Origin of the sequence: Bradyrhizobium nitroreducens, assembly GCF_002776695.1 — a bacterium.
Classification (GTDB): Bacteria; Pseudomonadota; Alphaproteobacteria; order Rhizobiales; family Xanthobacteraceae; genus Bradyrhizobium; species Bradyrhizobium nitroreducens.
In genome coordinates this window covers 6,351,235-6,373,298 of the sequence record NZ_LFJC01000003.1, presented here as the reverse complement: position 1 = coordinate 6,373,298, position 22,064 = coordinate 6,351,235, and the positions used below count along the sequence as shown (strand labels likewise).

The following is a 22,064-nucleotide window of genomic DNA, read 5'->3' as shown; positions in this document are numbered from 1 at the left end:
GTGACTGACTATCGCAAGCTCTTCGATCTCACCGGCAAGACGGCCGTGGTGCTCGGCGCCGCCTCCGGCATCGGCAAATCGTCGGCCGAGGCGCTGGCGGGGCTCGGGGCCCGCGTCGTCTGCGCCGATCGCGCGCTCGATGCAGCGGAGGCGACCGCTGCCGGTATCCGTGAGAAGGGCGGCTGGGCGGAAGCGGCCAGCTGCGATGCCGCGAGCGCTGCGGACGTCAACGCGCTGGCGAAAACCGTGATGCAAAAATTTCCGCGGCTCGACATCGCCGTGACGACGCCCGGGCTCAACATCCGCAAGACCATCCTCGACTACACCGAGGAGGACCTCGACCGCGTGCTGAATCTCAACGTCAAGGGCACTGTGTGGTTCTTCCAGGCCTTCGGCCGCATCATGGTCGAACAAAAGGGCGGCAGCATCATCGCCTGCTCTTCGGTGCGCGCGGTCACCATCGAGCCGGGGCTCGGCGTCTACGGCTCGACCAAGGCGGCAATCGGCCTGCTGGTGAAGGGCTTTGCCTCCGAGGTCGGTCATGCCGGCGTGCGCGTCAATGCGATCGCGCCGAGCATCGCGGAGACCGCGCTCACCGGTCCGTTCAAGCAGCGCCCCGACATCTACAATCTCTACGCCGGCCACACCGTGTTCAACCGCTGGAGCAGCGCCGACGAGGTCGCGACCGCCGTCGCCTATCTCGCCTCGGATGCCGCGAGCTATGTCAGCGGCAGCACGATGTTCGTGGATGGCGGCTGGACCGCCGTCGACGGTCCGCCGACCGGGCTCACCCAGCTGCACAAATAGGCCGGCGGGCTAGCCGGCAAAGCCTACGCGCTGACGCAGCCCCCTCTGGTCTGGGCCGGTGAGGAGTGCAACCAGTGCGGCGGCCTCCCTCGGATGCGCGGCCCGCGTCGTCACGCCGGCCGTGTACATCGTCACCAGCTCGCATCCCGGCGGCAGCGAACCCGACAGCGCGATGCCTTCGGTCGCGATGATCTCGGTCGCCTGCGTGCAGCCGATCGGCCGCGTGGCAGTCGAATTCGCAAGCTCGCGCATCGCGGTCGCGCCGTTCGGAAAGATCTTGAGGCGCGAGGCGACCTCGTAGGCAATACCGAGCTGGTCCAGCACCCTTGCGACATGCTGGCCCGCGGTCGAAGCCTTGGTGTCCGGGACGTAGATCGCATCGGCGGAGCGTAACACGTCGCGCAAATCGGCTTCGGTTTTCGCCACCACCTTGGGATCGCGGCTGCGGACTGCCAGCGCCGTCTCGACCCTGCCGACATCGGCGATCGAGGAGGGGATGACGAGCTCCTCCTTGGCGAGCTTCGCAAGCAGCGCCTGCGTCAGGACCACGAGATCGGCGGGAATGCCGGCGCGCAGCTTGTCGGCCATGATCCCGACTGCCCCAAACTCCCCGTCGATGCCAAGGCCGGTCTGCGCCTTGAAAGCTTCCGTGACGCCGCGCACCAGGCCTTGCGCCGCGCCGCCGCTCAAGATGTTCACTGTCGTCACGATGCCAGCTCCATGGCTGCAATGATCTTGTCGCGGGTGATCGGCAGGTCGCGCACGCGCACGCCGAGGCAGTCGAACACGGCATTCGCGATCGCTGCCGTCACCGGGCCGTGCGCGGCCTCGCCGGCTCCGACCGGTTCGATCTCCGGCCGCTGGAGGATCTCGACATCCACGGCCGGTGCCTCGCTGAACGTCAGGATCGGATAGTCGCTCCAGGACGTCGACGTGATGCGCGTCCTGTCGAAACGGACTCGCTCCTTCATCACCCAGCTCGTCGCCTGGATCGCGCCGCCCTCGATCTGGTTGACGACGCCGTCGGGGTTGATGGCCTCGCCGACATCGACCGCCAGCGTCAGCCGCTTCACGCGGATGTCGTCAGTGCCCTCGATCTCGGCAATCGCCGCGCAATAGGCGCCGGTGTTCTTGTAGCGGGCAAAGCCGACGCCGTGACCGATGCCGGGACGCTTCCACGGCTTCCAGCCTGCGCGTCGTGCCGCGGCGCTGATGACGTCCCGCGCGCGCTCGTCACGCAGATGCCGCAAGCGGAATGCGATCGGATCTTCGCCGCGCAAGGCGGCGATCTCGTCGAGCAGGGACTCGATGGCGAACACATTGCCTTGTCCGCCCAGCGTCCGCAGTGCGGAAGTCCGTACCGGCATGGTCAGCAGCCGATGGCAGGTGATCGTCCAGGCCGGAAGGTCGTACAGCGGAACGGAGTTGCGGTCGCCGCCGCCGCCATTGGCCGCAGGCGGGTCGGTCGAGATCATGCGCGGGTAGGGATTTGCGATCTCGGTTGCGGCCAGCAGCGCCGGCTGTGCTGCACGTCCCGGCCTTGCCGTGTGACCGTTGCTCCAGATCGCATGACGCCAACCGACGATCTCGTTGTCGGCGTCGAGATCGGCCTCGATCTCGATGGCCATCGCCGCGCCAAACGGGGCGTGAGACATCTCGTCATGGCGCAACCACTGCACTCGTACCGGTCGTCCATCGGCCGCCCTCGCCAGCAGCACGGCATCGAGTGCGATGTCGTCGGCCGCATTGTGCCCGTAGCAGCCGGCGCCTTCCATGTGCTCGACCACGATGTTCTCCGCCGGGAGCCTGAGCACGATCGCGAGGTCGGCGCGCAGCAGATAGACACCCTGGCTGTGGGTCCAGACATGGACACGATCGCCGTCCCATTGGGCCATGGCGCAGGACGGCGCGATCGAAGCATGTGCGATGTAGGGGCGGGTGTATTGCCGGCGAAGGGTTTGGGCGGGCTTGCGCGCCGGCTCCGCCGTCCTGGTGTCGATGGTGGTGGTCTCGACCGGTTGGCTCCTCAGAAAACCCGCCAGATCGTCTTCATCCGGCAGCGGCTCGCCGGCCGACCAGGTCGCGGCCTTGCGCAAAGCCTTGAGCGCGGTTTCCGCCGCCGTCTCGCTGTCGGCGACGACGCCCGCAAAGCCGCCGTCGCGGACGATCGCAACGAGGCCGGGGACCGCGCGCGCAGCTTCTTCATTGAGCGCCGTCAGTTTCGCGCCCGAGATATCCGGCCGCAGCACGCGCCCGTGCATCAGTCCCGGCAGTGCGCAGTCATGGATGAAGCGTGGCCGCGCGAACACCTTGTCGGGAATGTCGACACGCTGGACCGAATGTCCGGCGACACCGCGCTTGGCGACGCTCTTCGCGCTCGCATTGGCAGTGATGTCGTGGTCCAGGGAGACATCTCCGGCGAGCTCCCAATAGCTGGTCCTGACATTGCCGGGGCCCGAGATGGTGCCGTCCTCGACATTGAGCAGCGCCGCATCGACGCCGAGACGTTCCGAGGCCACGGTGAGGAAGCGCTGGCGCACCTCGGCGCACACGTGCCGGAGCGCGCGGCCGGACTGCTGAATCGACAGGCTGCCCGAGGTGACGCCCTCGTTCGGGCTCATCGCCGTCGAGGCGCGGATCATGTCAATGTGGCCGATATCGACGTCAAGCTCATCCGCCGCGATCTGTGCCAGGGCCGTGACGATGCCCTGGCCGATCTCGACCTTGCCGGGCGAGATCGCCACACGACCGTCCTCGGTGAACCGCAGCCATGATGACACCTTGGGATTGGCCACGAGGCTCACCGGCAGCTTCGGAGCTGGGGATGGCATGTTCATGACGCCGCCATCTCCGCCGCCGCGCGAAGCACGGCGCGGACCATGCGGTTATGCGATCCGCAGCGGCACAAATTGCGATCCAACGCGGCTCGGACCTCTGCCTCCGTCGGCGACGGATTGCGCGTGAGCAGCGCCGCAGCGCTGACGAGGATTCCGGAGACGCAATACCCGCACTGCATCGCCTGTTCGGATATGAAGGCGCGTTGCAGCGGATACGGACGCTCTGCGGTCCCGAGGCCTTCGACCGTGACGACGTCCTTGCCCGCGACCGACCACATCGGCATGTCGCAGGACGTCATCGCGCGGCCGTCGACCATGACGTGACATGCGCCGCACTCGCCGGCGCCGCAGCCGAAATGCGGGCTGGTGACGCCGAGCCGGCCACGGAGCACGTCGAGCAGTGTCTGGTCGGGATCGGCTTCCACGACGGCTGTCGTGCCATTGAGCTGGAATTGGACGGTGGGCATTACGCGCTGAGGCCTCAGGACTTGTCGAACTTCTTGACGACGTCGGCCCATTTCTCGATGTCGCCGCGCAGGAACTTGTCGAATTCCTCCGGCGTCATCGACATGGGCACGGCGCCCTGTTCTGTCCAGAGCTTGACGATATCGGGTCGCTTCACCATTGCGTTCACGGCGGCATTGAGCTTGTCGATCACGGGCTTCGGCGTGCCTGATGGTGCCATCAGGCCGAGCCAGATCGTGGCTTCATAGCCGGGAACGCCAGCTTCGATCGCGGTCGGCACGTTCGGCAGCACGGTCGATCGCTGCTTGCCGGTGGTGGCGAGCGCGCGGACCTGGCTCTCGGCGATGTTCGGCGCCATCGCCGGCACCGCGTCGATCATCATCTGCACCTGTCCGCCGATCACGCCGCTGCGCGCCTCGCCGCTGTTGCGATAGGGCACGTGGACGAGGTCGATGCCGGCCATGGCTTTGAACAGCTCGCCGGCCATGTGGTAGGGCGTGCCCTGACCGGAGGAGGCGTAGTTGAGCTTGCCTGGCTGCGCCTTGGCGAGCGCGATGAACTCGGCCAGCGTCTTCGCCGGAACCTGCGGGTTCACCACGATGACGAGATCGGAATAGTTCACGGGCGCGATCGGCGCGAGGTCGCGCATCAATTCGTACTTGCGCTTGTCCGGCGTCAGCAAGGATTCATTCGCCGTCTGGGTGTTCGACATCATCAGCAGCGTGTAGCCGTCGGCCGGCGACTTTGCAGCTTCCACGGTGCCGATGACGCCGCCCGCGCCGGTGCGGTTCTCGATCACGAAGGGCTGGCCAAAACTCTCCTGGAGCACGTTGCCGATCAGCCGGGCCGCGACATCGGCCGGCCCGCCGGCACCGAACGGCACCACGATCCGAACGGCATGGGTGGGATAATCCTGTGCGAATGAGGGGGCGGCCGGGACTACTGTGAGCAGGCCGGCAGCCAGCGCCAGCATGAAGCCTCGGGCTGTCATGCCCACCTCCCTGATGTCGTTCTTGTTGGCTGGCACTGTAGCGGCAGGGAATGCGGACTGTCGACGCCTTACAAAACTGCTCGGGTGGGGAATATCGAGCGGTTTTCGGTGTGATTGCGCCGCCTTTCGCGGTCGCAGCAGGAACCGCAGGCGCGCACGGTTTGAGCAAATCGCATGGGCGTTGGCGGATAAATGCCCTCGGCTGACCGGTATTTTGGTGTTACGAACTGGGACATGAACCAGCACGCGAAAATCGAAATCCGCCATTCGACCTGTCCGCACGATTGCCCGTCGGCCTGTGCTCTCGATGTCGAGGTGGTCGAGGGCCGCAGCATCGGCCGTGTCCGAGGTTCGAAAAAGCAGACCTACACGGCCGGCGTCGTCTGCGCCAAGGTCGCGCGCTACGCCGAGCGCATCCATCACCCCGAGCGGGTGACGTATCCGATGCGCCGCATCGGACCGAAAGGCTCGGGGCAGTTCGCGCGGATCTCCTGGGACGAAGCGCTGGATGAGATCGGGCACCGCTTCAATGCGGCCGAGCGCGAGTTCGGCGCGGAATCGATCTGGCCATATTATTACGCTGGCACGATGGGCCTGGTGATGCGCGACGGGCTCAACCGCCTGACGCATGTCAAAAAGTACTCGCGCTTCTACCAGACCATCTGCGCCAATGTCGCGCGCATCGGCTTTGCGATCGGCACCGGCAAGATCGCCGGCGTCGATCCGCGCGAGATGGCGCTGTCCGATCTCGTCGTGATCTGGGGCACCAATCCCGTCAACACCCAGGTCAACGTGATGACGCACGCCTCCCGCGCCCGCAAGGAGCGCGGCGCGAAGATCGCGGCGATCGACATCTACGACAACGAGACGATGAAGCAGGCTGACATCAGGATCATCCTGCGGCCCGGCACGGACGGCGCCTTCGCCTGCGGCGTGATGCACGTCCTGTTCCGCGACGGTTATGCCGACCGCGCCTATCTGGACAAATACACCGACTGTCCCGCCGAGCTCGAGGCGCATCTGAGGACACGCACGCCGGAATGGGCGTCCGCGATTTGCGGCGTGCCTGTCGCGGAAATCGAAGCCTTCGCGAAGGCGGTCGGCGAGACCAAGCGTACCTTCTTCCGCTTCGGCTACGGGTTTACGCGCAGCCGCAACGGCGCCACGCAGATGCACGCGGCCAATTGCATTCCCGCGGTGACCGGCGCCTGGCAGTATGAAGGCGGCGGCGCCTTCTTCAACAATTACGCGCTGTGGCACTTCAACGAATCCATCATTGAGGGTCACGACGCGATCGACCCGGGCGTCCGCGCCCTCGACCAGTCCAAGATCGGCCGTATCCTCACCGGCGATGCCGAGGCCCTGCTGGGCAAGGGCCCGGTCAAGGCGATGCTGATCCAGAACACCAATCCCATGACGGTGGCGCCGGAGCAGGCGCTGGTGCGGCAGGGCTTTGCGCGCGAGGACCTGTTCGTCGCGGTGCACGAGCAGTTCATGACCGAGACGGCTGAGATGGCCGACATCGTGCTGCCCGCGACCATGTTCATGGAACATGACGATCTCTATTACGGCGGCGGCCATCAGCACATCTCGGTGGGTGCGAAGCTGATCGACCCGCCCGGCGAATGCCGCTCCAACCACGAGGTGTTGCAGGCGCTGGCGCCGCGGCTTGGCGCCAAGCACCGGGGCTTCGAGATGACGCCGCGCGAGTTGATCGACGCGACGCTGAAGCTCAGCAATCACGGCGACATCGGCGGCCTAGAAGCCGACCTCTGGCGCGATCTGCAGCCGGACTTCCGCACCTCGCATTTCCTCGACGGCTTTGCCCATGCCGACGGGAAATTCCACTTCAAGGCCGATTGGGCCCATCCGCCGTTCGGCGTCACGATGGGCGATGTCGCCAACATGCCTGATCTGCCGGACCATTGGGCCGTGATCGAGCACGTCGACCAGGCCCATCCGTTCCGGCTCGCGACCAGCCCCTCGCGCAGCTTCCTCAACACCACCTTCAACGAGACGCCGTCCTCGCAGGCGCGCGAGGGCAAGGCGAGCGTGATGATCCATCCTCTGGATGCCGCAGCGCTCGACATCGCCGACGGCGACACCGTGACGCTCGGCAACACCCGCGGCGAGACCACGCTGATTGCGAGGCTGTTCGAGGGCGTGCGGCGCGGCGTCCTGATCGCCGAGTCGGTTCATCCGAACAAGAACCATGTCGGCGGCCGCGGCATCAACATGCTGACGGGCGCCGAAGCGGTGGCGCCGATCGGCGGGGCCGCGTTCCACGACAACAAGGTCTGGATCAGGAAGGCTTCCGCCTAAGGGCTGCATTCCGTCACGCCGTAGCCGGCAAACTCCTTCGCGATGTCGGGGTTCATGGACTTCGCCTGCGCGATATCGGTGGCGCCGTCGCCGCCGCCTCTGCGGGTGGCGATGCCCCGGCCGAACAGCGACGATGACGAGCGCGGGTTGCGCTGGATCGCGTCGGTGTAGTCCTTGATCGCCTCGGCGGTTCGGCCGAGCTTGAGGTTGACCAGCCCACGGCTGTCGAGCGCATCGCTCAAGCCGGGATCGGCCTGGAGCGCCAGATTGCAGTCGGTCAGCGCGCCCTGCAGATCGCCGGTCGCAGCGCGCGTCCAGCAGCGATTGTTGAGCGCCTCGCCATCTCCAGGATTCTTGCGGATCACGACGTCGAAATCCTGCATGGCGAGAGCATAGGCGCGCTTGATTGCATAGACCTGGCCGCGCTTGTAGCGCGAGATGACATCGTTGGCATTCGCTGCGATCTTGCGGCTGAGATCGGCGACGACCGGATCCCTGGCGAGATCGTCGGCGCTGGGGGCGGGCTCTGCTTGCGGCGTCACGCAGACCGGCTTCTCGGGTTTCGTCGGCGCCGGGTCGCCGGCCTTGTTGTCGGAAGGCTGGGTTACTGGCCCTGCGAACGAGAAATCTGTGGTCAGGGAGGACGACAGCCACGGCACCTGTTCCCGCCTGGTGGCGGCGACCACGCCGTTCTTGGTGTTGGTCAGGGCCTGCTCGGCGCTGATATTCGGGGCGCGGATCTCGCGCAGCAGCTCGGCGACGAACAGGCTGTGATCGGTCCTGCCCCCGGCCGCAGCCGCACCGAGCGCTGCGGAGTAGAGCACGAGCGAGTTGCTCGGCGCGATCGCCGGCGCGAGGCCCGCCGAATAGCGGCGGAAGCGCCGCTCGAACGGATTGCGGCGCGAAGCGTCGATCAGCGCGATCTTGATCGCCGCGCCACGTGTGTTCATCTCGGCCAGAATGGTATCGAGGCTGAAGCCGTCGCGCGCCACGTCCGGCTCGGTCCAGATCTGCGCGTCGACGGGAAGCAAATAAGTCTGCCGGTTGGACTGGATGGCAAAGCCGTCGAAGAAGATCAGCGCCACCGTGCCGCGTTCGATGCGGGCATAAAAGCGATCGAGCACCTGCCGCATGGCGTCCGCCGTGAGATTGCTCTGGCGGTCGACGACGAAGCCGCTGCGCTTCAATTCTTCAGTGACGTCCTGGGTGTCGTTGGCGACGTCGTTCAGCACGAATTCGTTGTCGGGATATCTGGCGTTGCCGATCACCAGCGCGAGTTTGGCGGCATCGGCCGCGCAGCTTGCGGGGCTCGCGCCGACTGCGAGCAGGCCCGCCAGCAACAAGATCATCGCAGCGCGCATGAAATGGCTCATTGGGGATCAAAACCTCCAGTCGGGACAGCGGCTGTCGCTCGTCGTCCAAGCGGCGCGCGAATTTGTGCCCACACGCTGCGCCGACACCGCGTTGCAGATTGCCCTTGCGCGCGCCGCCCGTCCTGCCGCAAATGGCGGCAGATCGAAAGGCAAGGAAGCGAGTGGACCATGACCGACACCACAGCAATCATCACCGAGAAGCGCGGGCAGGCATTCTGGATCACCATCAACCGGCCGGAGAAGCGCAACGCGCTGAACGGCGACGTCATCGCCGGCATCACCAAAGGCTATCGCGACGCGCATGACGACAAGGACGTCCGCGTCATCGTGCTGACGGGCGCGGGCGACAAGGCGTTCTGCGCGGGCGCGGACTTGCAGAATTCCGGCGCCGCTTTCGCGATGGATCATTCTAAACCAAATGTCGACTATGCCGATCTGTTACGTTTGTCACAGAACGCCACCAAGCCCGCGATTGCGCGGGTCGGCGGCGTCTGCATGGCCGGCGGCATGGGCCTTTTGTGCATGACCGACATGGCGGTTGCGGCCGATCACGTCGTCTTCGGCCTACCGGAGGTGAAGGTCGGCGTGTTCCCGATGCAGGTGCTGAGCCTGTTGCAGACCATCGCGCCGCCGCGCCTCGTCAACGAATGGGCGCTCACGGGCGAGCCGTTCGATGCCAAGGCGGCGCAGGCGGCGGGCCTGCTCAACTACGTGGTGCCCGCGGCCGAGCTTGATGCCAAGGTCGACTGGCTGATCGGCCGCATCGTCGACAAATCCCCGACCGCGATCCGCCGCGGCAAATATGCCATGCGCGCCATCGCCTCGATGTCGTTCGACGAGAGCATCGCCTACACCGAAAGCCAGATCGCGCTGCTGGCGATGACCGAGGACGCCAAGGAAGGCCTGAAGGCGTTCAGCGAGAAGCGCAAGCCGGTCTGGACGGGCAAATAGGCGATCATTCCCGGGCAAATATAGGATGCCGCGAGTGAGGCGTTGCCTTTTATTCCCAGTCGCGATTGGCATTTAGTCGAAAAAGGAGTGATCTAGTCCGCTCCTTGCGGCGCTTCTTTGTAGCCGCGATCAGCTGCTTGCCGGTGCGTTTGGCGTAGGTTGGCAGTTGGCGGCTGGACCTGTGACGGCCCGCGGCACGTAATTCCGCGTCGGTGAGATCGCTGTCGGCACCTTCCGTGAAGCCTCCGTGTCGGAAGGACGTAAAGGAAAGTTCCTGACGAAGGCCGGCCTCTACCACGATCTTCTTCACAACGCTCCGCAAATAGCGTAGATCCTTGCGTGGTGTGATCCATGGAAGTGGGAACGCCGAGCTACGATGGGCGTGGGTGCGTCGGAATACCAGGCCGGGAAGAGAAGCCTTCTTGATCTCGTCGAGTTCGTTCGTAAGTTCAGGAAAAAGAGCGGTGCCCATCTCGTCAAATAGGGGCCACCAGGCCTCCTCTCCGTTCTTAGGATGCACGATCTTGACGCTGTTCGGACGTTCGTCAGGGCGATAATGCGATATGTCGAAAGCACCGAAAACGTGTTGCTCTCGTTGCAACCATTCCCATGACAACAAGGCAGCAGTTCCTATCGAACCGTAGTCGAGTCGTGTAGCGGCAGCTCTGAACGCGACAAGTTCATCCCATGTTGCGGTCGGGGTGGGCCGTATCGGCTGCCCGGGCGCGCGCGATCTTAACCCCATTCGTGAAAATGGATTGCTCGCTGGCACAATCATCTCTTGGGCCCGCTGGCCAACAAACCAAGCGCGCCGGCAGCTCGCCATGGCCAAGTTGACGTAGCGTCGGCGCTCGCGGACGATAACTTCTCCATTCTTACCTGGTTTTGTAACAACTAGTAACTTTACGTAAATTGCGTCGACAAAGGCCTTTGTGAAATCTGACAATCGCTTCGATCCAACGCGGCTTCCATCTCTCAGCTCATGATTGGCAAGGAGGGCCAGGTTCTTGCGGTACTGGCGCTGGGTGTTGCTGTCGAGTTCGTGCCATTTCTGGTGAGCTTGGAATATGCCGACGAGCCAGTCAAAGGTGCCGGTCTCGGGCGAAGCAGGCACCATATCACTTTGCCCTTGAGAGCGCCAACTGTCGAACGCTGGCAAGAGGACTTTCTCAACTCGCTCGAGGGCACGGGCGTAATCTCTCCCTAGCGCTTCGGCGGTCAATTCGCAACCTTGCCGACGAGCCCACATTGGCGGTACAAAATAGTAGGCGACGGCATTGCTTGCCAATAGCTTCCGTTGACAATATCGAGGAAGCTTGGGTTTACCATCGACTGGCATCATACCAGACATAAGAGATCCTCCGAGTTGTTGATTTGCGCTTTCTGAACGGGAGGTGCTGCGAAGTCGTCCATAGCTGACCGCGACCAAACCGGCTGACGCACCCGTCCAGTTCGACGACCACCGACCGGGAGCGGGGCGTCCCCTTGGCGGATTGCGCGCGTGAATTCGCCTGTGTCTTCAAAGTCGAGGTAAGCGGCTGCCATGTCCGCCCTCATCAACGCTGGCCAAGCTCCAGCGGGTGGATATCGAGCGGGCAGCACTTTGCGTGGCGAGCTTCGATATTCTGGTCTGACTAATGGGGAACGGTTAGGTGCAAGCAAGAGCGGAGTTTGCCCGTTTGTGACGTCCGATCTAGAGGACCCAGGTTGATCTGTAGTCCTCCCCGACGCGCGAGAATTGCGATTGGTCTTGAGAAGATTTTTTACGGTGAAAGAGCTTCCTGCTCTACTGCGCCGTGCGGCCTCGCGGTGATCGGTTAGGCTGGCGTGCAGAAAAGTACTCCTTGGTGTGCTCTATCGTAGCTAGCCAATGAGCCGGTCCGCCAAATAGCCGAACAACATGGCTTGTTTTCTCCAATCGTGGGTGGGACGCCCGCTAGCAGGCAGTCAACTGCTTTCGATGCTTCATCAATCGTCTTTCCGACAAATTCGCCGTCGGATCCGCATTTGGGCATCAGAGCGCTTTTCAGCGCCGGAACATGAACTGTGCGCGCTTCGGAAGTTTGTTTCTGTGGTTTCCCGAACGCGTGATCGACGGCTCTCTTGTCGATCCACCTGATCGGTGTGGGCTGCTTCTTGGAGGAGCTAGCGCGAAGTTGAGCTATGAAGTTGTGGCAATCGATCGCTTAGGCTGATCCGCAACGTGAGGCGATGCCAGAGTAGGTGAGAAGGGCCAAAGCCATTTCTCCTGACGCATCAAGATCGATGGAATGCAGGCGTGTGTGCATAGCCCGTGGCAGGTTGTCGCTCTTTGTGGGCGGGGGCGCGTGCGGCCAGAGCCGCACCGGGCTCCCGTGAACCGAGCCGCGCAGCGTCTCGGCCTTGCGGCTTCGATCCCTCGCGCTAGAGCTTTGGTGCTCCTCGCCGGGGGCACTCGGGAAAGGGGCTCGCCTGCGGCGATCGCTATCACTGCCCCGTTCCCGGGTGCCCTTTTAACCGGTCTCGTCGCTGCACTCGGTCCCGCGTGCCGCCTTCGGCGTCGCTATGCTCACGCTCCTGCGGGTGCCATTTTGCGTTTAGGCGATGCGCCTCTGGCGCACGCCCGGTCGGACCTGCAGCCCTAAGGCAGATCGGGCAAGAGGCTAAGAGTAAGAGTGCGGGCTGGGTTTTCCGTGACGGGTTACAAGCTGCGAGAGAGGCTCGCCGCGCCCGTCGCGGAGAACCGCGATGCCAAACCCTGCTTCTCGCGCGCGCGCCGGCCGGGACCGCGCGAACTTCTATAGCGAAATCACCGACAAGATTATTGCCGAGCTTCAGGCCGGACGCATCCCCTGGGTTCAGCCTTGGGGTACGGCCGCGGCGAAAGCGCCGCTGGCGATGCCGAAAAATGCATCGACTAGCCGGCAATACAGTGGCGTTAACATCCTCATCCTCTGGGGAGCCGTAATCGAACGCGGATTCACCGGGCAAAGTTGGCTCACCTTCCGTCAGGCGCTCTCGCTTGGCGGCCACGTTCGCAAGGGAGAGCGCGGCACCACTGTCGTCTACGCAGATCGTTTCGTTCCGAATGACGAAAAACGACGCGCCGTCGAGACCGGCGAAGACGAGCAGGCAATTCCATTCCTCAAGCGATTTACCGTCTTCAACACCGATCAGTGCGAGCAACTGCCTGGCGGGATTGCTACCGCTGCGCCGCCACCGCCAGCTGGCCTCATCGAACCTACGGTCGACGCCCTGATCAAGGCCAGCGGAATTCCATTTCGGATCGGTGGAGATCGCGCATTCTACGCAACAGCCGAAGACTATGTTCAGGTCCCACCGCCCCAGGCCTATTTTGAACCCATCAACTGGCACCGCACAGCGTTGCATGAACTCGGTCATGCGACGGGACATCGCTCGCGCCTCAACCGCGACCAAAGCGGATCCTACGGTACGAAGAAATATGCCTTCGAGGAGTTGGTAGCCGAACTAAGTTCCGCGTTCGGCTGCGCGTCGCTCGGGATAACGCCGACCGTGCGCCATGCCGACTATATCGGCTCCTGGCTCGAAGTACTGCGCGAAGATAATCGCGCCATCGTGCGGGCCGCCTCGCAGGCGAGCAAGGCCGCGGACTATTTGCTCGGCTTCGTTCCCGGGTCCATTGAGTCCGCGTCGCTGGCTTCGGCTGTCGCCGATCGCGAGGCAGCGTGATGCTTGGCCTCGCGCGAGAGTGAGAGGGGGGAGGCTGTTCGCGACGGGTTGGAAGCCGAGAGAGAGTCTCACGGCCGCCCGTCGTGGAGAGCCAAAATGACGAAAGCCGTACAAAAGATCACGCTGTCGCCTTCCCGGGATATTCCGTTCAACAAGCTCGTGCTCAGCCAGTCGAACGTTCGCCGCGTCAAGGCCGGTGTCTCGATCGAACAGCTAGCCGAGAGCATCGCCCAACGCACGCTTCTGCAAAGTCTAAGTGTCCGGGCCGTCGTTGATGCAGATGACAACGAGACCGGCATGTTCGAGGTGCCGGCGGGCGGCAGGCGCTATCGTGCCCTCGAGCTTCTGGTGAAACAAAAACGCATGTCAAAGACGCAGGCGGTGCCGTGCGTCGTGCGTGAAGGGGGCATTGCCGCGGACGATTCGGTGGCGGAGAACGATGAGCGGGTCGGTCTGCACCCGCTCGATCAGTTTCGGGCCTTCCAGACTCTCCGCGATCTCGGCATGACCGAGGAAAACATCGCCGCCCGGCACTTCGTGAACCCTGCGATCGTGAAGCAGCGGCTGCGGCTGGCGTCGGTGTCGCCGAAGCTGCTTGAGGTCTATGCCGAAGACGGCATAACGCTCGAGCAGCTCATGGCGTTCTCGGTCACAGCCGATCACGCCCGCCAGGAGCAAGTCTGGGAGAACGTCAGCCGTTCCGGTTATGACGAGCCTTACCAGATCCGCCGGCTGCTCACTGAGAACACCGTGCGGGGGTCCGATCGTCGGGCCCAATTTGTGGGCCGCGATGCCTATCAGCAAGCGGGTGGCGGCGTTCTGCGGGATCTGTTCGAGCACGACGAATGCGGCTGGCTTCAGGACGTCGTGTTGCTCGACCGCCTCGTGACCGAAAAGCTCAAAGCCGAAGCTGAGGCGATCGCGGCCGAAGGCTGGAAGTGGATCTCGGTCGCCGTAGAGTTCTCTTACGGTCACACTCAAGGGCTCCGAGGAATCGAGGGCAAACCTGTCGATCCCTCACCTGAGGAGCAGGCCACCATCGATGCCCTGAACGCCGAGCAAGCCAAGCTGGAAACCGATTATCAGGATGCAGACGAGCTGCCCGACGAAATCGACCGGCGTCTCGGCGAAATCGAGGCGGCACTGGCGGCATTCGAAAACCGGCCGATGCACTACGATCCGACCGAGATCGCCCGAGCTGGCGTCTTCATCAGCATCGATTCCGAGGGGCGCCTCTCCGTGGACCGGGGTTACGTCCGGCCAGAGGACGAGGTGCCGGCAACTGATTGCGACGTCGGGCAAGACGCCGGTGCGTTTTCCACCGAAGGTCAAGAAGAGGGTACTTCCGTCCAACGCACGGTGATAGCGGTCGCGGGTGGTGCTCCCGATGCTGAAGAAGATGATGAGGATGCGGCCAGACCTCTGCCGGATCGGCTGATCACCGAGCTGACGGCGCATCGTACGCTGGCATTGCGGGATGCGCTGGCAGAACATCCCGCCATCGCGTTCCAGGCGGTGCTGCATAACTTCGTGCTGACGGCCTTTTACCGGTTCGCCTCGTCCGGAAGCTCACTTGAGATCGGACTTCACACGCCGACCTTTCCCGCTCAAGCCCCCGGCCTGCGGGAGAGCGCGTCCGCGAAGGCCGTCGAGGCGCGGCATGAGTCTTGGAAAGCACGGTTGCCGAAGGGCGAGAAGGATCTCTGGGATGCGCTCACAGCTCTCGACGGTGCCGCTCAGGCGTCCCTGTTCGCTCACTGTGCGTCATTTGCGGTCAACGCCGTCTATGAGCCGACCAACCGCTACAATCAGGGCCGCTTCTCCGCCCATGGTGGCCGCACGCGTCTCGACCAGGCCAATGTGTTGGCGCGCGCGGTCGGGCTCGACATGGTGCAGGCCGGCTGGCGACCGACTGTCGATAGCTATCTCGGCCGGGTCACCAAACCTCGCATACTGGAGGCGATCCGGGAAGCCAAGGGCGAGTCGTCGGCACAATTGATCGATCATCTGAAGAAGGCCGACATGGCCAAGGAGGCCGAGCGTCTTCTGGATGGCTCGGGCTGGTTGCCGGAGCCGCTGCGTCTCCTCGATCCCGATGCGGCGCCAGTGGGGCAGGAGCGCGAAGCTGGCCCGCTTCCAGAATTCATTGCCGACGAGGTGGATCCGGAGAACGCCCGCGACGATGATCCTCAACGGCTCGACGCGGCTGAGTGAACATCATCGATCGGATGGCTCGGTTCGTCCCGCAGTTGCTTGGGGACCGGTGTACAGCGCCGGTCCCCATTCTTATGGGCGAGGGCTGAGAGGGAGAGTCGGGCCGGGAAGGGTTTGAGCCGTCGGGGTCAGAGGAGAGCGCCTGGTGGTTCGACCCATTCCTGCTCCCCGAAAGAATCCTGCCATGACCGAATCTCTCGCCGGCGGCGCTGCCGCCGCGCCGCTCTCGATGCGTGCCGCCGCAAATCTCACCTCCGCCGCCGTCAGGGCCGCGCGACAGCTCCTGACCGAGCTCGAACGCGGCCGTCGCATCGATGCCGCCGTCCTGCGTAGCGCCATGGAGGCAGCCTTCGGCGCCTCAGACGCGGCCGGCGTCTGGAGCTGGAAGACCGCCTATGACGTCTGCGAGGCGGCAACCGTTCTATTCCTTCGCAAGTTCGGCCCTGCCATGCGCGCCAAGGCTGGCTCGACGACCGCCATGCTGCCGATGCTCGCGCGAGTGGCCGGCCTTCTGCCGACCCACACGCGGCGCTCAGAAGATAGTCAGGCACTTCAGCAATTCTCGACGCCGATCCCGCTTGGGCTGGCTGCATGCACCGCAGCCGGCATTACGCCGGCCGATCGCGTTCTGGAGCCCTCTGGGGGGACTGGCTTGCTCGCAATCTTTGCCGAACTGGCCGGCGGCGCTCTGATATTGAACGAGTTGGCCGAGACCCGGGCGGGGCTGCTCGAGCATCTATTCGCGGGCGTTAAGGTCACGCGGTTCGATGCGGCACACATCGATGACCACCTCGATGCGGGTGTTGTGCCAAGCGTCGTCCTGATGAACCCGCCGTTCTCGGCGATGGCAAACGTCGATCGACGGATGGCAGACGCGGCTCTCAGGCACATTGCTTCAGCGCTCGCGCGTCTTTGCGACGGTGGACGCCTCGTCGCCATCGCTGGCGCAAGCTTCGCGCCGGATAACCCGCCATGGCGAGACGCCTTTGTGCGGCTCCAGGAACGCGGGCGGGTGGTGCTTTCTGCGGCCATCGATGGCGCCGTTTACGCGAAGCACGGAACGCAAATCGACACACGGCTGCTTGTGATCGACAAGCTGCGCGCTGCCGATCCGACGGCTTTTCCTACTTCGCTAGGCTTGGCCAGCGATGTCGCCACCTTGCTTGACTGGGTGAGCCAGCACGTGCCTCCGAGGTTGCCCATCGCAACGCAGGTCGTGGCCGACGTCATTAGACGCCCTGCAAGGTCCCGATCAGCGGGCACCATTGCACCAAGCCCATCGTCCACTTCGGGGAGCTCGCCCGACGGTGTGGAGCTTACGTATGAGACCGTCGAATGGTCGCCGCCGGAAGGCGCCCGCCTCACCGATGCGCTCTATGAGGAGTACGGATTGCAGTCGATCCGTATTCCCGGATCATGCGCACATTCGACCAAGCTCGTGCAATCCGCGGCGATGGCGTCCGTTGCGCCACCGAAGCCGTCCTACCGTCCGCATCTACCTTTAAGTCTGGTGGCAGACGGAGTTCTGTCGGACGCCCAGCTCGAAAGCGTCATTTATGCTGGCGAGGCGCATTCTGAATTCCTGGCAGGCTCCTGGACGGTCGATACGACCTTTGATGTTGTGGCCGCCGCGCGCGACGACGCCGAGAATGCCGTCCGCTTTCGCCGCGGCTGGTTCTTGGGCGATGGGACCGGTGCGGGCAAGGGACGGCAGGTCGCCGGGATCCTGCTCGACAATTGGCTCAAGGGCCGCCGCCGTGCGGTCTGGATCAGCAAATCCGACAAGCTGATCGAAGATGCCCAGCGCGACTGGTCCGCGCTCGGCATGGAGCGACTACTCGTCACGCCTCTGTCCCGGTTTCGCCAGGGCACACCGATCCGGCTTTCGGAAGGCATCCTTTTTGCCACCTACGCCACGCTACGCACCGACGAGCGTGGCAAGAAGCTCTCTCGTGTCAGGCAGATCATTGAATGGTTGGGCTCCGACTTCGACGGAGTGATCGTCTTCGACGAGAGCCATGCCATGCAGAATGCGGTCGGGGGCAAGGGCGAGCGTGGTGATCAGGCGGCCTCTCAGCAGGGGCGCGCAGGCCTGAGGCTCCAGCACGCCTTGCCCAACGCTCGCGTAGTTTATGTGTCGGCGACGGGCGCTACCACGGTGCACAACCTCGCTTATGCCCAACGCCTCGGCCTTTGGGGCGGTGCCGACTTCCCATTTGCCACACGCGCCGAGTTCGTCGAGGCAATCGAGGAGGGGGGCGTCGCGGCGATGGAGGTGCTGGCGCGCGACCTCAAGGCGCTCGGTCTCTACGCCGCCCGCTCATTGTCCTATGAGGGCGTCGAGTACGAGCTCGTCGAGCACCAGCTTGCGCCGGAGCAGGTTCGCATCTACGACGCCTATGCCGATGCGTTCAGCATCATCCATAACAACCTCGACGCGGCGATGCGGGCCGCCAACATCACCGGCGAAACCGGAACGCTGAACGGGCAGGCCAAATCCGCGGCCCGATCCGCCTTCGAGAGCGCCAAACAGCGCTTCTTCGGTCATCTGCTGACCTCGATGAAGACGCCATCGCTCATCCGATCGATCGACCGCGATCTCGACGCCGGCCATGCCGCTGTCATCCAGATTGTCTCAACGGGCGAAGCGCTGATGGAGCGCCGGCTCGCCGAGATCCCGACCGAAGACTGGGGCGACGTCCAGGTCGACATCACCCCGCGCGAATATGTGCTCGACTATCTCGCCCATTCCTTCCCAGTCCAGCTCTACGAACCGTTCACGGACTCTGAGGGCAACCTCTGCTCCCGGCCTGTCTATCGCGATGGCCAGCCGGTTGAGAGCCGGGAAGCCGTAGCACGACGCGGCCGCCTCATCGAGAAGCTCGCCTCGCTGCCTCCGGTACCTGGGGCGCTAGATCAAATAGTGCAGCGCTTCGGCACCGACGTGGTCGCCGAAGTGACCGGCCGATCGCGCCGTGTCGTGCGCAAGGGCGACCGGCTGGTGGTCGAGAACCGCGCCGGCTCGGCCAACCTCGCCGAGACCTCGGCCTTCATGGACGACGTCAAGCGGATCCTCGTGTTCTCCGACGCGGGCGGCACGGGGAGGAGCTACCACGCCGAACTCTCGGCCCGGAATCGCCGCTTGCGGGTTCACTATCTGCTCGAGCCCGGATGGAAGGCGGATGCTGCGATCCAGGGGCTCGGCCGAACGAACCGGACCAATCAGGCGCAGCCGCCGCTGTTTCGTCCCATCGCGACCGACGTGAAGGCGGAAAAGCGCTTCCTCAGCACCATCGCGCGTCGGCTCGACACATTGGGGGCCATTACGCGCGGGCAGCGCCAGACCGGAGGGCAGGGGCTGTTTCGGCCCGAGGACAATCTCGAAAGCCAGTATGGGCGCGATGCATTGCGTCAACTCTACACGCTGCTGGTGCGAGGCAAGGTCGACGGATGTTCGCTCGAGAGGTTTCAAGATGCGACTGGCCTGAAGCTGACGGATACCAATGGGCTCAGGGATGAGCTGCCGCCCATCACGACCTTCCTGAACAGGTTGTTGGCCCTCACCATTGACCTGCAGAATGTGCTGTTCACCGCCTTCGAGCAGCTCTTGACCGCTCGGATCGAAGGCGCGGTTGCATCCGGCACCTACGACGTGGGGTTGGAAACTCTCCGTGCCGAGAGCTTTGTCGTCACCGACCGGCGGACGATCTATGACCATCCGGCGACCGGCGCCGAGACCCGGCTGCTCACGGTCGCCCAGCGCCACCGCAATCATCCGGTGAGTCTGGATGACGCTCTTGCTCGTCTTTCCAATCATGCTGTCCTGCTGATCAACGAGCGCTCGGGACGGGCCGCCGTGCAGGTTCCCGCCCCGAGCATCATGCTCGACGACGGCGAGATCGAGCGCCGCGTCCGCCTGATCCGGCCTATGGAGCAGCACCAAGTTCCCTTGAACATGATGGTGGAGAGCCATTGGGTTGAAGCGGATCGCGAGCGTTTTGCTGCTGCCTGGCTGGCGGAGCTTGCCGACGTGCCTGAGTTCACGGAAAGCACGATCCACATCGTGGCGGGCCTGCTGCTCCCGATCTGGAAGTGGCTGCCGAACGAATCGACCCGTGTCTATCGGCTCCAGACCGATGCAGGCGAACGTATCATCGGACGCAAGGTCTCTGCGGTCTGGGTCGCAAGCGTCCTTGCGGCGGACGCGCCTTCGCTGACGCCGGATGCTGCCTTTGCCGCGCTGGTGGAAGGACGGACCGTCCTCGATCTAACGGAGGGGCTCCAGCTTCGTCGAGTCCGCGTGATGGGTGCATATCGCATCGAGTTGTCGGGATTCAACGACACGATGCGCGATCGCCTCCGTGCTTACGGCCTCTTTGGGGAGATCATCTCCTGGAAGCTGCGCATGTTCGTACCCGCGGACGCGAGCGGCATTGAGGTCCTGTCGAGGGTGCTCGACACCTATCCGGTTACGGGCGTCAGTGAGCGGGAGGCCGCGTGATGTCCGGCGATGTCTCCGAACTGGCACGCCGCCTCGCGCGCGAGGCCGAGGCGGTGTGCCGACACTATCTCCCCAATGGTAAGCGGGCGGGGCGGTACTGGGTGGTTGGCGACGTCCACAACACCCCGGGCCGCTCGCTATTTGTGCGGCTCCAGGAATCGTCGAAGGGCCGCGCCGGCAAATGGACCGACGCCGCGACCGGGGGGCATGGCGATCTCCTCGACATCATCCGCGAAAGCCTTGCCTTGCGAGACTTCCGCGAGGTCGCCGAGGAGGCGAGGCGCTTTCTGAAGCTGCCTCGTTCTGAGGAGCAATCACTCCCGAGACCCGTTCGTCCGGTCGTGCCAGCTGGATCGCAAGAAGCCGCCCGTCGACTTTTTGCGATATCCGGTCCGATCGAAGGGACGTTGGTGGAAACGTATTTGCAACGTCGTGGAATAAGCCAAATCCACCATGGTGGTAGCCTGCGCTTCCACCCACGTTGCTACTACCGACCGGACGAGCATTTGCCGACTGAAACCTGGCCGGCGATGATAGGCTCTGTCACGGACCTCGAAGGACGGATCACCGGCGTACATCGCACCTGGCTAGATCCACACGGCTTTGATCGTGTGCGGCTCGGCAAGGCCCCGATCGACACCCCACGACGGGCCATGGGCGACCTGCTTGGTAACGCCGTTCGCTTCGGCGTGGTGGACGACGTGCTCGCTGCGGGCGAGGGGATCGAGACCATGCTGTCGCTGCGTCATGTACTGCCGACCTTGCCCATGACCGCTGCTCTCTCGGCCAATCACCTCTCAGCCATGTTGCTGCCGTCTGGCCTACGCCGACTCTATATCGCCCGTGACGCAGATGCCGCCGGAGATGCCGTACAGGCTATTCTCACCCAGCGCGCAGAAGCCGCCGGCATTGAAGCGATCGCATTATCGCCCCGGCTGGGCGACTTCAACGAAGATCTGCATATCTTCGGCCTCGAGGCCCTCCGAGCAGCGTTGCTACTTCAACTCGCACCGGAGGACGTCGTCCGTTTCCCGCATTCGTCGATGGCAACCGCGGAATAGCCCCGGCAATTCGATGGGCCGTCGACAGGTCGGTCGCGGTGCGGCCACTGCCGGAAGAGGACGCGACCACGGCCTTCTAGAGGGCGATCGGACGGCAAGCGGCTCGGGCCGGCAATGGCTGCGTCCGGCTATTTTCCGCCGCGCGCCGGCGACGAGAAGACATATTAGCCATCTGTCGAGCGCGCTTTGCATCGCGAAGCAAAATAGCCGGCCTCCGCCATCCTCCGCTGCGCTTCGGCCCTCCGTTCCGCTCCGGGTTCTGGCCCGTTCCGCCTGCCATCTGAGTGATCACCACGAAGGCCGCGATGGTCGCGGCCGATCCGGCAAAGGATCACCTCCATGACCGATCACGACGACATCGAACCGCCGCACGCCGCATCTCCGACCGAACACGTTCTTACCGAATTGCAGCTCTTCGGCTACCACCCCTTCGACGACCAGCCCGATCCACGGCCGCTTCCCGAGGGCAAGAGCATCACCGGTGCCGTCGCTGACATCTTCGATGCTCTGGTCGCGACGTTGAGTGATACTCGGCTCGAGCCGGACCTTGACGATCTGCTCTGGTCGACCGTCAACCTGTTTCACCGAGCGGTCGACCGCCTCGGTCGTCAGCTCGACAATAACGAACAGGCGCAGCAGAAGAGCCAGCGCGAGCAGGACGGCTCCGAAATTCGATCCGTCGAACTCGAGCGCATCACGGCGGAAGGCATCACGCTGATTGAGCGCCGCAACTGTCTGGAGCTCTTCCGTGATCAGGCCATTGAGCGCTTCGAGACTCACACCGGCTCATCCTGGCGCCCCCGATCGGGATCGCTGGTGAACCATCGTACGCTGACCGCAGCAATGATCGAC

General features: G+C 64.0%; 13 protein-coding genes and 1 pseudogene. 8 read left to right on the top strand and 6 right to left on the bottom strand.

Translation table 11 applies throughout. The features are described from left to right. The gene (locus TSA1_RS30415; RefSeq protein WP_100179542.1) at nucleotides 1-807 is read left to right on the top strand and encodes an SDR family NAD(P)-dependent oxidoreductase; all 807 of its coding nucleotides are present in this window, start codon (nucleotides 1-3) and stop codon (nucleotides 805-807) included. Between the two features lie 9 nt (nucleotides 808-816). Here TSA1_RS30415 and TSA1_RS30410 read toward each other — a convergent pair whose 3' ends face one another. Genes TSA1_RS30410 through TSA1_RS30395 form a run of 4 tightly spaced genes read right to left on the bottom strand, consistent with a single transcriptional unit; the run spans nucleotide 817 to nucleotide 5,100 of the window. Continuing rightward, on the bottom strand, nucleotides 817-1,515 hold the full coding sequence (locus TSA1_RS30410) for a molybdate ABC transporter substrate-binding protein (protein WP_100179541.1): 699 nt from the start codon (nucleotides 1,513-1,515) through the stop codon (nucleotides 817-819). Beyond that, nucleotides 1,512-3,638, bottom strand: a complete 2,127-nt coding sequence (locus tag TSA1_RS30405; RefSeq protein WP_100181423.1) for a xanthine dehydrogenase family protein molybdopterin-binding subunit — start codon at nucleotides 3,636-3,638, stop codon at nucleotides 1,512-1,514. The genes TSA1_RS30410 and TSA1_RS30405 overlap by 4 nt, the downstream gene beginning before the upstream one ends. A gap of 2 nt (nucleotides 3,639-3,640) precedes the next feature. After that, nucleotides 3,641-4,111 carry a (2Fe-2S)-binding protein gene (locus TSA1_RS30400; RefSeq protein ID WP_100179540.1) on the bottom strand — a complete coding sequence of 157 codons (471 nt, stop codon included), beginning with the start codon at nucleotides 4,109-4,111 and terminating at the stop codon, nucleotides 3,641-3,643. 14 nt (nucleotides 4,112-4,125) lie between these two features. Next, nucleotides 4,126-5,100: a Bug family tripartite tricarboxylate transporter substrate binding protein gene (locus TSA1_RS30395; protein WP_174719140.1), complete on the bottom strand. Its 975-nt coding sequence runs from the start codon at nucleotides 5,098-5,100 to the stop codon at nucleotides 4,126-4,128. Between the two features lie 234 nt (nucleotides 5,101-5,334). Between TSA1_RS30395 and TSA1_RS30390 the strand changes: the two genes are divergently transcribed. Beyond that, nucleotides 5,335-7,422, top strand: a complete 2,088-nt coding sequence (locus tag TSA1_RS30390; RefSeq protein WP_100179539.1) for a molybdopterin oxidoreductase family protein — start codon at nucleotides 5,335-5,337, stop codon at nucleotides 7,420-7,422. On the opposite strand, the gene TSA1_RS30385 is transcribed toward TSA1_RS30390, so the two are convergent. Then, a complete protein-coding gene (locus TSA1_RS30385) occupies nucleotides 7,419-8,783 on the bottom strand; it encodes a caspase family protein (RefSeq protein ID WP_100181421.1) in 1,365 nt (454 codons plus the stop codon). The two genes, TSA1_RS30390 and TSA1_RS30385, sit on opposite strands and share 4 nt — an antisense overlap. A 180-nt stretch (nucleotides 8,784-8,963) precedes the next feature. On the opposite strand from TSA1_RS30385, the gene TSA1_RS30380 reads away from it, so the two are divergent. Beyond that, nucleotides 8,964-9,746, top strand: coding sequence for an enoyl-CoA hydratase/isomerase family protein (locus tag TSA1_RS30380; RefSeq protein WP_100179538.1), 783 nt, complete (start codon nucleotides 8,964-8,966; stop codon nucleotides 9,744-9,746). A 49-nt stretch (nucleotides 9,747-9,795) separates the two neighbouring features. On the opposite strand, the gene TSA1_RS39075 is transcribed toward TSA1_RS30380, so the two are convergent. Beyond that, on the bottom strand, nucleotides 9,796-10,905 hold the full coding sequence (locus TSA1_RS39075) for a hypothetical protein (protein ID WP_142249500.1): 1,110 nt from the start codon (nucleotides 10,903-10,905) through the stop codon (nucleotides 9,796-9,798). A 1,568-nt stretch (nucleotides 10,906-12,473) separates the two neighbouring features. Between TSA1_RS39075 and TSA1_RS30365 the strand changes: the two genes are divergently transcribed. The 5 genes and pseudogenes from TSA1_RS30365 to TSA1_RS40415 all read left to right on the top strand — a co-directional run. Further along, nucleotides 12,474-13,436 carry an ArdC family protein gene (locus TSA1_RS30365; RefSeq protein ID WP_100179535.1) on the top strand — a complete coding sequence of 321 codons (963 nt, stop codon included), beginning with the start codon at nucleotides 12,474-12,476 and terminating at the stop codon, nucleotides 13,434-13,436. 96 nt (nucleotides 13,437-13,532) lie between these two features. Beyond that, complete coding sequence (locus tag TSA1_RS40120; protein WP_174719138.1) at nucleotides 13,533-15,650, top strand: ParB/RepB/Spo0J family partition protein; 2,118 nt, start codon at nucleotides 13,533-13,535, stop codon at nucleotides 15,648-15,650. Nucleotides 15,651-15,834: 184 nt separating this feature from the next. After that, a complete protein-coding gene (locus tag TSA1_RS30345) occupies nucleotides 15,835-20,151 on the top strand; it encodes a strawberry notch-like NTP hydrolase domain-containing protein (RefSeq protein ID WP_100179532.1) in 4,317 nt (1,438 codons plus the stop codon). Next, nucleotides 20,151-21,212, top strand: a complete 1,062-nt coding sequence (locus TSA1_RS30340; protein WP_100179531.1) for a DUF7146 domain-containing protein — start codon at nucleotides 20,151-20,153, stop codon at nucleotides 21,210-21,212. Before TSA1_RS30345 ends, TSA1_RS30340 begins: the two co-directional genes overlap by 1 nt. Before the next feature lie 339 nt (nucleotides 21,213-21,551). After that, nucleotides 21,552-22,064 (top strand): annotated as a pseudogene (locus TSA1_RS40415) (hypothetical protein); the annotation flags it as partial.

Bases quoted from the DNA above. Each gene is read 5' to 3' on its own strand.
- TSA1_RS30405 (WP_100181423.1), bottom strand. From the start codon at position 3,638: ATGCCATCCCCAGCTCCGAAGCTGCCGGTGAGCCTCGTGGCCAATCCC.
- TSA1_RS30400 (WP_100179540.1), bottom strand. From the start codon at position 4,111: ATGCCCACCGTCCAATTCCAGCTCAATGGCACGACAGCCGTCGTGGAA.
- TSA1_RS30395 (WP_174719140.1), bottom strand. From the start codon at position 5,100: ATGACAGCCCGAGGCTTCATGCTGGCGCTGGCTGCCGGCCTGCTCACA.
- TSA1_RS30390 (WP_100179539.1), top strand. From the start codon at position 5,335: ATGAACCAGCACGCGAAAATCGAAATCCGCCATTCGACCTGTCCGCAC.
- TSA1_RS30385 (WP_100181421.1), bottom strand. From the start codon at position 8,783: ATGCGCGCTGCGATGATCTTGTTGCTGGCGGGCCTGCTCGCAGTCGGC.
- TSA1_RS30380 (WP_100179538.1), top strand. From the start codon at position 8,964: ATGACCGACACCACAGCAATCATCACCGAGAAGCGCGGGCAGGCATTC.
- TSA1_RS30365 (WP_100179535.1), top strand. From the start codon at position 12,474: ATGCCAAACCCTGCTTCTCGCGCGCGCGCCGGCCGGGACCGCGCGAAC.
- TSA1_RS40120 (WP_174719138.1), top strand. From the start codon at position 13,533: ATGACGAAAGCCGTACAAAAGATCACGCTGTCGCCTTCCCGGGATATT.
- TSA1_RS30345 (WP_100179532.1), top strand. From the start codon at position 15,835: ATGACCGAATCTCTCGCCGGCGGCGCTGCCGCCGCGCCGCTCTCGATG.
- TSA1_RS30340 (WP_100179531.1), top strand. From the start codon at position 20,151: ATGTCCGGCGATGTCTCCGAACTGGCACGCCGCCTCGCGCGCGAGGCC.